Origin of the sequence: Tessaracoccus sp. OH4464_COT-324 (assembly GCF_003932855.1) — a bacterium.
In the GTDB taxonomy this organism is placed as follows: domain Bacteria; phylum Actinomycetota; class Actinomycetes; order Propionibacteriales; family Propionibacteriaceae; genus Arachnia.
In genome coordinates this window covers 1-406 of record NZ_RQYZ01000119.1, presented here as the reverse complement: position 1 = coordinate 406, position 406 = coordinate 1, and the positions used below count along the sequence as shown (strand labels likewise).

General features: G+C 61.6%; 1 protein-coding gene. It reads right to left on the bottom strand.

What is annotated here, in order from left to right; translation table 11 throughout:
- Window positions 1–275: hypothetical protein (locus EII42_RS12380; RefSeq protein WP_199729895.1), on the bottom strand; the 275-nt coding region annotated here is incomplete at its 3' end.
- Window positions 276–406: the final 131 nt, after the last annotated feature.

Sequence of the window (406 nt, the reverse complement as noted above, 5' to 3'; positions counted from 1 at the left end):
ATCCGCTCGAACGCGTCGGCCAGGTCCCGCCCGGAACGAATCCGGGCACCCCACGTCGTGTTCAACCGCACCTTCCGCGGCAACCACCCCTCGTCAAACCACACCCGCGCCAAACCCGTACCATCACCAATACCCCGATCAGCATCCCCGAACCCCGCATCATCCCCAGCACCCCACACCCCAGAAAACACCCCAGAGCGCGCATCATCGGCAACATCGTCATACCTCGGCGGCGCCAAAGGATCGTACTCATCGTCAAAATAACCGTGGCTCATGCCAGACATGGTGCCAGCCCCCACCACCCACGCGCAGCAACAACCACACACCAACACGAAAAACGAGTACCCACACCTAGGTACCCCACACCCACAACCTAAGCACCCATACTCACCCAACCCACCAGCGC